Raw genomic sequence first — 10,102 nt, 5'->3', positions numbered from 1 at the left:
GCATCGATGGTCTTGGCCGCGTCGGCCGGCGAGATCGTCTTCAGCGCCGCGATCTGCTCACCCGTCACCGGGCTGCGCACGATCAGGTCGCCGCCGACAAGCGCGTCCTTGGCCACACCCAGTTTCGCAAGAAGCGCGGCCGTTTCCTTCGCAATGGTCATTTTTTGTCCCTTTCAGATCCCGTCGCCATCATATGGCGCGGGGTCAAGCCTTGCGCCATGTCGCCCGCGTGCCGAAAGGCACCTCAGGCACTGTCATGGCGTGGCATTACTCGTTCCAGGGGAAAATCGCCACCCCGGCATGGTCCAAGCCGAGAGCAGACCGTTGAACCAGACCAAAAGTCAGTCATTTCGCCGTGCGGGCAGGTCCCCGTACGGCACCGTCTTTCATCAGCCGGTCGATATGCATGCGGATATGGGCGGCTTCCGCGGCCGTGTTGGCAAGCGCGATGGCGCGGTCGAAGGCGACACGCGCCTCTTCGCCCCGGTCAAGCTGCATCAATAGGCCACCCTTGAGGCCGAAGAAGTGGAAATAGCCGGAAAGCCTCTGTTCGAGCGGCTCGATCATGGCGAGCGCCTCCGCCGGTCCACGCACCTTTGAGACCGCGACCGCGCGGTTGAGCGTGATCACCGGCGACGGCTGCATCTGTTCGAGCAGGCCGTAGAGCAGGTCGATCTCCACCCAGTCGGTGTCCTCGGCCTTCTCGGCCCGCGCATGCAGCGCGGCAATCGCGGCCTGCACCTGGTAGGGGCCGGGCTGGCGATGGCGCAGCGCCTTGTCGACCAGCGCCAACCCCTCGTCGATCATCTTGCGGCTCCACAGGCCGCGATCCTGATCCTCGAGCAGCACGATCTCGCCGTCTTCGTCGAAACGGGCCGGCGCACGCGCATGCTGCAGCAGCAACAGCGCCGTCAGTCCCATGATCTCCGGCTCGGTCTGGAACAGCCTGAGCAAAAGCCGCGCCAGCCGGATCGCCTCCTCGCACAGCGGTGCGCGCGCCGGCGCCTCGCCCCTGTTGGTCGAGTAGCCCTCGTTGAAGATCAGGTAGACCATGGCGGCGACAGCGGCGAGCCGTTCCGAGCGCTCGACCGCGCCCGGCGTCTCGAACGGCACGCCGGCGTCGGCAATGCGCGCCTTGGCGCGGGTGATGCGCTGTTCCATGGCGCTTTCGCCGACCAGGAAGGCGCGCGCGATCTGCTTGACGGTGATGCCCGAGACGATGCGCAGCGCCACCGCGATCTGCTGCGTCGGCGACAGATCGGGATGACAGCAAATGAACAGCAGCCGCAAGATGTCGTCGCGGTAATGCGCGCCGTCCAGCCGCTCGGCCATATCGCTCTCGGCATCTTCCAGGTCGGAGATCTGCTCTTCCTCCGGCATCGGCGCCTGCTTGGCACGCTTGCGCACCGCATCGATGCCGCTGTTGCGGCCGACAAAGATCAGCCAGGCCGCCGGGTCACGCGGCGGCCCGTTCTGCGGCCAGTTCTTCAGGGCTCTGAGACACGCATCCTGGAAAGCTTCCTCCGCCGTATCGAGATCGCGGAAATAACGCAGCAGCGCGCCCATCGCCTGCGGACGGGCGGTGTTGATTGTCGAGCTTATCCAGGCGAGTTCGGTCATGCGGGAATCTTGTTGGTGTGAAACATCTGAACCGGCCGGATCTCGTAGGAGCCGCCGCTCGGGTTGACGTCGGACAGTTCACGAGCGAACTCGACAGCCTCGTCCAAATCTGCGCATTCGAGCGTGTAGAAGCCGAGGAATTGCTCCTTGGTCTCCGCGAAAGGCCCGTCGATGACGACGGCTTCGCCCTTGACCTTTCTCAGCGTCGTTGCCGCCGTGGTCGGCAACAGCCGCGCCACTGGGCCAAGTCGTCCGGCCTGGACGTACTTTTCCTGAACGTTGAGAAGCTTGCCTATGACTTCATCGTCCTGCGCCTTGCTCCACGAGCTGACGACGTCTTCGGAGGCATAGCAGAGGATTGCGTAGAGCATGGTTGGTCCTTTTCTCTGTCAAAGGACGAAACACTAGGACCGATCCCGACACGACGTCGATAAAAAAATCTGGGTGCCGCGCATTTGGTAACCGCCCTTGCCGCCGGTTAGCTTTCGCGCACCTTCAGCCATCTCAGCACGAGAGCTTCCTCGCCATCGAGGCCCTCTATCGAGCGCTTGCGCTTGTTGGCTTGCGCCATGTCGTCGAGCAATCGTCCTTGCGACCAGGCCTCGAACACCTGCGGATGGATATAGCATTTGCGGCAGACGGCGCGCGTATTGCCCAGTCGCTCGGCGACCTTGTCGATGAGGCTGTTCATCACCCGCTTTTGCTGCGCCTGGCTTTCCGGCAATTCCGCCTGCGCAAACAGTGACGCGGCGTGGATGGTGCCGCCCCAGGTGCGGAAGTGCTTGGAGCTGAACGCATCGCCAACGGCCTCCCTGATATAGCAGTTGACGTCCTCTGAACGGACCGGCCGCCTGTTGCCGTCTTCGTCGAGATACTGGAACAGTTTTTGGCCGGGCAGGTCCTGTGCGCCGCGCACGATCCCGGCGATGCGGCGATCGACCAGCTTGAGCTTCCACTCCTTGCCGGACTTTCCCTTGAAGGCGAAGCGCAGGCTTGAACCGACGATGTCGACGTGGCGGTCGCGCAATGTGGTCAGCCCGAAACTCTTGTTGTCGCGGGCGTAGGCGGCGTTGCCGACGCGGATCATCGTGTTGTCGAGCAGCCAGACGACGGCGGCGACGACACGCTCCAGCGGCAGGCCGCGACGGCGCAGATCGCTGTCGATCCGGCGCCGCAGGGCCGGCAGGCTTTCGGCAAAGGCGACAAGGCTAGAATATTTGGCGCCGTCGCGTTCTTCGGCCCAATGCGGATGGTAGCGGTATTGCTTGCGTCCGCGCTGGTCCCTGCCGGTCGCCAGGATATGGCCGTCGGCGTCCGGCGAAATCCACACATCCGTCCAGGCTGGCGGAATGACGATAGCCTCGATGCGCGCCCGCGTGACGTCGGGAACTGGCCGCCCGTCCGGTCCCTTGTAGGAAAACCCCTTGCCTGTCTTAAGCCGCCTTATGCCGGGCTCGGCATCGCTGACATAGGTAAGCGATGCATGATCGGCCGAGGTTTGCGCCCCGTTCTTCGGCACAGCATCTTCGTCAGCCGGCCGGCCGTGCGACGATCCGGATTTTTGCAGCATGTCTGCTCCACGCAAATATCCGTAGATAAGCTGCGGGCCGATTGCTGGTTCCAAAGGTCGTGCGAAAAGCCGGCGACAGCGCTGGCGCCGAGCCTGCTTTCAGGCTTTTTCGAGCACGACCGGAATGACGTCGACAGCCTGTTCGCCGACCTGTCCGCCGGTGGTCTTGAGGACGCCGACGATCGGCGCCACGTCCGAATAGTCGCGGCCGTAGCCGACGGTGATGTGGTCGTTGCTGGCCCGCATGCCGTTGGTCGGATCGAATTCCTGCCAGCCGGCGTCGCGCCCGCACCAGACCTTGACCCAGGCATGCATGGCATCGGCGCCTTCCAGCCGAGGCTTGCCTTTCGGTGGGATGGTGCGCAGGAAGCCGCTGACATAGCCGGCCGGAATACCAAGCCCGCGCAGGCCGGCGATCATGATGTGCGAAAAATCCTGGCAGACGCCGCGCTTCAGCCTGAAGGCGTCGCTGGCCCGGGTCCGCACCGTCGTCGCCTCGCCGTCATAGGTGAAATCGCGATGGATGCGATTGCACAGGTCCATCGCCGTTCCGGCGGCCGACCCGCCGACGCTGCCTTGCGCATAGAGGGTGATCGCACCATCGAGGCCGGCATGGGTGCTGCCCGTCAGGAAATGATGCGGTGCATCAGGCGCCAGCGACCGCACCGCTGCGAGCTCCTGCCTGAGCCGGCCGATATCGGGCGACACGTCGAGCCCGGGCTCGGGCCGCGACACCGATACGCGTGCGCTCATCCGGATGTCGAGCGCGTCATGCGCGTCGCGAAAGGCGATCGAGGTGACGTTGTTGCCGAAGAAGTCCAAAAAATCCGAACGCTCGTTGGGCGCCGGCGCAAAGGACAATGACGCGGCGATGACGCGCTGTACTCCGGAAATCGTCGATGGCAGCACGCGGATCTGGTGGCGGCCGCCGCCGGCCGCCGCGGCATAGTCGTAATGGAGATGGAGCCGGATATCGTAAAGCATGCGCTACTTTTCTTGTCTTGGCGCAGGGTCTTGTCGCAAAACCATGTGACCCTTTTGCGGAACCTGCCTAGCCGAAATAGGCTTTGGCGAGGCTGTTGTAGAGGCCGCCGATTTCATAGGCGAGATCGTCCAGCGCCTTTGCCGTCATGTCCGAAGGCTCCTTGATGGCGATCTGGGTGTTGAGCTGCAGGATCTCCTTCGCCGCCGGCGACATGTGCCCCTCGCCGCCGAGCGACGGCAACAGGCCGATCTCGGCCTTCAGCCGTTCGAGCTGGAACAGGATGGAGCGCGGGTTAAGCGGGTCGAGCGCCAAGAGATCGATCACCGTGCGCCGGCCGGCCTGCACCGGATATTGCCGGCGGTGGGTCATCACGCTGTCGCCGATCTCCAGCATCATGTCGAGCGCGCCGTCCGGCGCCTTGGCGCTGGTCAGCCGGGACAGCGTGCGGGCGATCTGGATGCCGCGCTCCAGCCGTCGGCCGATCTCCAGGAAACGCCAGCCCGCGAAGCGGTACATGTTCTCGTGCAGCAGGCCGGAGAAGCCGGCGAGCTTGCGCAGGATGACCGTCATGGCCCGTGTCGCGTCGTCGCCCGGCGCCACCGTGGTTGCGAACTGATGGATGGTCTTCGACAGGTCCTTGAGCGCCAGCCAGCCATCAGGTGAAAAGCGGTCGCGGATCTGCCCGGCGCTGTAGACCGCACTATCCAGCGTGCCGATCAGCCCCGACGGGATCGCCGTCTCGACGTCGATGCCGAACGGTTCGAGATAATCCCTGATGTCGGCGAGCAGCGGCATGTCAGGGTCGGAGGTCTCGGCGAGCCGCACATGATAGGCGCGCAAGATGCGCACCGTATCTTCCGAGCGTTCGATATAGCGGCCGAGCCAGGTCAGGTTTTCCGCCGCGCGGCTGGGCAGGCTGCCCGGCCTGGTGCGGCTGAAGCTGTCGCTCTCTTGCGGCAGCAGCGTTTCGCGCTCCACCGGCCTGTCGCTGACCACCCAGACGTCCGCCGCCTGGCCGCCGCGCTGCATGGCGATCGCCGTCGGGTCAAGCGACAGGCCGACGCGGGCAAAACCGCCCGGCATCACCGTCCAGCCCTCGGGCGTTCGCGCCAGGTAGACGCGCAGGCTCGCCGGCCGCGGCTCCAGCCAGCCGCCGACAAAGACGGGTGTCGTCGAAAGCGTCACCGCCTCCTGGCCGACGAAGGCACCGCCTTCACGTTCGATGCGCGCCACCAGCTCCGCCCGCTCCCCGGCGGACAGCGCCGAGCCGAGCTTCGTCGAATCGTCATCCTCGAAGGCAAGCCGTGTCGACAGCGCCGGACCGATCACCATGCGGTCGATATTGGCCAGCACATGCGCGCGCTCGGTCGCCTGCCCGCACCACCATGTCGCGACGCTCGGCAGCAGCAATTCCTCGCCCCGCAAGGCACGTGAAATCTTGGGCAGGAAGGCGAGCAGCGCGCGCGTTTCCATCAGGCCGGAGCCAAGCGCATTGACGGTCGCGACCGCGCCCTGGCGGATCGCCTCGACCAGGCCAGGCGTGCCGATCTGCGAATCCGAGCGCAGTTCAAGCGGATCGGCGAAGGCTGCGTCAAGCCGCCGCCACAACACGCTGATCGGCATCAGGCCGGAAACCGTGCGCACCATCAGCCTGCCGCCGGAAACGGTGAGGTCCTCGCCCTCGAGCAGCATGATGCCGAGATAGCGGGCGATATAGGCGTGTTCGTAATAGGTTTCGTTGAGCGGCCCCGGCGTCAGGATGGCGACACGGCCTTCGGTTTCCTTGGCCATGCCGATCAGAGCATCGCGAAAACGGCGGAAGAAGCCGGCAAGGCGATGCACATGCATCTCGCCATAGATATCGGACAGCGCGCGTGTGGTGGCGACGCGGTTCTCCAGCGCAAAGCCGGCGCCGGATGGCGCCTGGGTGCGGTCGCCCAGCACCCACCACTGGCCGTCGGGTCCACGGCCGAGCTCGAAAGCGCAGAAATGCAGGAAATGGCCGCCAGCCGGCCTGGTGCCGACGACAGGCCGCAAATATTCGGGGCTGGCCGCGATCAATCCTGCCGGCAAGATGCCTTTTTCGACCAGCCGGTTTGGCCCGTAAATATCGGCAATCGTCTCTTCGAACAGTTCGGCACGCTGCACGAGGCCGGCGCTGATCGCGGCCCACTCGCCCTCTTCGATCAGAACCGGGACATGCGCCAGCGGCCATTCGCGCTCATTGGCGCCGGCCTTGTCATACACGCGATAATAGACGCCGGCGTCGCGCAGATACTGGTCGGCGCGGGCGAAGCGCTGGCCGAGCTTTTCAGCCCCCAGTTCGTCGAGCGCCTCGATGAAGTGCTTCCAAACCGGGCGGGGATTGCCTGAGGCGTCGACCATCTCGTCGACGACGCCGTCGATCGGCTGGTAGTGCTCCAGCAGGCTGTGGACCTGCGGCTTGCCGCGTACCCTCTTGTGATTCCCCTTTGCCATCGTTGATCAGAGTCTTGCCGGCCGCCGAAGGTCAAGGGTCATCGGGAAATCTTCCGCCGGTTGTTCCTCACGCAGCACATAGCCGGACGGCGTATGGCCGCGCGGTTCGAAGCGGGCGAGCCGCCGTGCTTCCGCCTCGTTGCCGTTGACCGGGAACGTATCGTAGTTGCGCCCACCGGGATGGGCGACATGGTAGACGCAGCCGCCGACCGCCCGGCCCGACCAGCGATCGTAGATGTCGAAGACCAGCGGGGTGTTGACCGGCAGTGCCGGATGCAGGCCCGAAGCCGGCTGCCACGCCTTGAAGCGGACGCCCGCCACCGCCACTTCGCGATTGTCGGTGACTTTCATCGGCACGATGCGGCCGTTGCAGACCACCGCATGACGTTCGGGGTTCAGCCCCTCGGTCTTGACCTGCAGCCGTTCGACCGAGGAATCGACGAAGCGCACTGTGCCGCCGATCGCCCCTTGCTCGCCCATCACGTGCCACGGCTCGAGCGCCTGCCGCAGTTCCAGCTTGATGCCGGCGTGCTGAACCTCGCCGCAGAACGGGAAGCGGAATTCGAGCTGAGCATCGAACCATTCCGGACGGAACTCGAAGCCGCTGAGCTTGAGATCGTCGAGCACGTCGAGAAAATCCGCCCAGACATGGTGCGGCAGCATGAAACGATCATGCAGCGAGGTGCCCCAGCGCACGAAGCGGCCGTCGAGCGGGTTCTTCCACGCGCGGGCAATAATGGCACGGACCAAGAGCTGCTGCGCCAAGCTCATGCGCGCATTGGGCGGCATCTCGAAGCCGCGGAACTCGACCAGGCCGAGCCGACCGGTCGGTCCGTCCGGCGAGAACAGCTTGTCGATGCAGATTTCCGAGCGGTGCGTATTGCCCGTGACATCGGTCAACAGGTTGCGGAACAGACGGTCGACCAGCCACGGCAAGGGTGCCGCGCCCTGGTCGGGATGCGGCACCTGCGCCATCGCGATCTCAAGCTCGTAGAGCGAGTCGTGACGCGCCTCGTCGAAGCGCGGCGCCTGGCTGGTCGGGCCGATGAACAGGCCGGAGAACAGATAGGACAGCGACGGATGCCGCTGCCACTGCAGCACCAGGCTCTTCAACAAATCGGGCCGGCGCAGGAACGGGCTGTCATTGGGTGTCGCGCCACCGACGACAACATGATTGCCGCCACCCGTGCCGGTGTGGCGTCCGTCGATCATGAACTTGTCGGCGCCAAGCCGGGTCTGACGCGCCTCTTCGTAGATCGCCGTCGTCGTCGCAACGCAATCCCGCCAGTTGGCGGCGGGATGGATGTTGACCTCGATGACACCGGGATCGGGCGCGACGCGGATGACGTTGAGGCGCGGATCGTGCGGCGGACCATAGCCTTCGATATGCACCGGCAGGCCGATCGCCCGCGCTGCATTCTCGGCGGCAGCGACGAGTTCGAGATAGTCTTCCAGCGCCTCGACCGGCGGCATGAACACGCAGAGCCGCCCGTCGCGCGGCTCGACCGAGAGTGCGGTGCGCACCGCGCCGCCGATCTCGGTGATTTCTTGCTCGACCCGGTCCTGTTGGCCGCTTGCCGCGGTGAACGACACCGCCTGCTGGCGGCGCGCCATTTCGTCGGCGCCTTCGAGTTCGGCCGGAGCCGATTCGGGCAGGATCGCATCGCGCGCCGGCAGCGGCCCGCGCGGCAGCGACGGATCGACCGGCACGATATAAGGGAACTGCGCCGGCGGCACATAGGGAAGCGTGCCAAGCGGCAAGCGATAGCCGACCGGGGAATCTCCCGGCACCAGGAACAGCCGGCCGCGCCGCGTCTTCCACTTTTCCGAACGCCAGCGTGGTCCCGACGCCTGGCTGTTCCAGCGCTGTACCGGCAGCACGTAACCGGACGGCTTGGTCAGCCCGCGTTCGAAGACTTTCGCCATGCGGCTACGCTCTTCCGGATCCTCCAGCTTGGAGTTGGACGGATCGACATTGTCCGGCAGCTTGCCTTCCTTGAGCAGCCATTCGGCCGGATCCTCATAGGCTTCGCTGACCATGGATTTTTCGATGCCGAGTTCGCCGGCAATCGCCGTCAGCAGGTCTTCGGCCTGTTTCGGCCCGACATCGGCCGCGCTTTTTTCACGCGCGATCAGCGACGGGTCGCTCCACACCGGCTCCCCGTCGGCGCGCCAGTAGAGCGAGAAGGTCCAGCGCGGCAGGCTCTCGCCCGGATACCATTTGCCCTGGCCGTAGTGGAGAAAGCCGCCCGGGGCGAAGCGCTCGCGCAGCCGTCGGATCAGCGCATCGGCCTTTTCGCGCTTGGTCGGCCCGACGGCAGCGGTGTTCCACTCCGCGGATTCGAAATCGTCGATCGAGACGAAGGTCGGCTCGCCGCCCATCGTCAGCCGCACGTCCCCTTCCGCAAGCGCTGCATCTACCTTGTTGCCGAGTGCATCGAGCGCCTGCCAGCTTTCATCCGAGAACGGCTTGGTGATGCGCGGATGTTCGGCGATGCGATCGACCCGCATCTCGAAGCCGAAATCGACATTGGCAAAGCTCGCCATGCCGGAAATCGGCGCCGCATTGCGGAAATGCGGCGTGGCGGCGAGCGGCACATGGCTCTCGCCGGTGAGTAGGCCGGAGGTCGGATCGAAGCCGATCCAGCCGGCGCCGGGAAGATAGACCTCGCACCAGGCATGCAGATCGGTGAAGTCTATCGCCGTTCCCGGCGGTCCGTCCAATGCGACGAGATCCGGCTTGAGCTGGATCAGATAGCCGGACACGAAGCGCGCGGCGATGCCGAGATTGCGCAAGATCTGCACCAGCAGCCAGCTTGAATCGCGGCACGAGCCTTTTTTCGCGGCCAGCGTCTCTTCCGGCGAGAACACGCCAGTCTCCATGCGCACGATATAGGCGATTTCGCGCTGCAGCCGGGCATTCAGATCGACGAGGAAATTGACGGTATTCTTTGCGCTGCGGTCGATGGTCCCAAGCAAGGCTGAAAGCAGCGGACCTGCCGGCTCCGGCGTGCGGTAGATGGCGAGATCGTCGCGGATCTCTTCCGGATACTCGAACGGAAACGCCTCGGCTGACGGCTCGACGAAGAAATCGAAAGGATTGTAGACCGTCATGTCGGCGACGAGATCGACCTCGATCTTCAGTTCCGTCACCGGCTCGGGAAAAACGAAACGGGCGAGGAAGTTGCCGTAGGGATCCTGCTGCAGATTGACGAAGTGGTTTGCCGGCTCGACCTTCAGCGAATGGCTCAACACCTTGGTGCGGGAATGCGGCGCCGGCTGCAGCCTGATGATCTGCGGCCCGAGAACAACCGGCCGGTCATATTTGTAATGGGTCAGGTGGTAGACAGCTGCCAGAATTGCCATGGGGCCCCGGAATTCAGCGTTTCAAACGAATTCGCTGAACCCTGACACAAATGGCGGCCATTCTCCAAGCAGAGATGTTGCGG

6 protein-coding genes and 1 pseudogene are annotated in these 10,102 nt (G+C 64.8%); all 7 read right to left on the bottom strand.

Annotation, left to right across the window (positions count from 1 at the left end; translation table 11 throughout):
• Window positions 1-161: pseudogene (locus AC1DZU_RS15685) on the bottom strand (aldehyde dehydrogenase family protein); the annotation flags it as partial.
• Between the two features lie 184 nt (window positions 162-345).
• Window positions 346-1,620 carry an RNA polymerase sigma factor gene (locus tag AC1DZU_RS15680; RefSeq protein WP_477286058.1) on the bottom strand — a complete coding sequence of 425 codons (1,275 nt, stop codon included), beginning with the start codon at window positions 1,618-1,620 and terminating at the stop codon, window positions 346-348.
• Complete coding sequence (locus AC1DZU_RS15675; RefSeq protein ID WP_095084477.1) at window positions 1,617-1,991, bottom strand: YciI family protein; 375 nt, start codon at window positions 1,989-1,991, stop codon at window positions 1,617-1,619. The genes AC1DZU_RS15680 and AC1DZU_RS15675 overlap by 4 nt, the downstream gene beginning before the upstream one ends.
• Before the next feature lie 107 nt (window positions 1,992-2,098).
• Entirely contained in the window at window positions 2,099-3,190 is a 1,092-nt protein-coding gene (locus tag AC1DZU_RS15670) for a DNA topoisomerase IB (RefSeq protein ID WP_477286056.1), read from the bottom strand.
• Between the two features lie 99 nt (window positions 3,191-3,289).
• Entirely contained in the window at window positions 3,290-4,174 is an 885-nt protein-coding gene (locus AC1DZU_RS15665; protein ID WP_477286053.1) for a transglutaminase family protein, read from the bottom strand.
• 67 nt (window positions 4,175-4,241) lie between these two features.
• Complete coding sequence (locus AC1DZU_RS15660) at window positions 4,242-6,653, bottom strand: circularly permuted type 2 ATP-grasp protein (protein ID WP_477286051.1); 2,412 nt, start codon at window positions 6,651-6,653, stop codon at window positions 4,242-4,244.
• A gap of 6 nt (window positions 6,654-6,659) precedes the next feature.
• Window positions 6,660-10,019, bottom strand: coding sequence for a transglutaminase family protein (locus AC1DZU_RS15655; RefSeq protein WP_477286049.1), 3,360 nt, complete (start codon window positions 10,017-10,019; stop codon window positions 6,660-6,662).
• Window positions 10,020-10,102: the final 83 nt, after the last annotated feature.

It is taken from the genome of Mesorhizobium sp. P2_A12 (genome assembly GCF_056405075.1).
The sequence above is the reverse complement of the archived record's forward strand: the minus strand, read 5'-3'. Positions and strand labels throughout refer to the sequence as shown.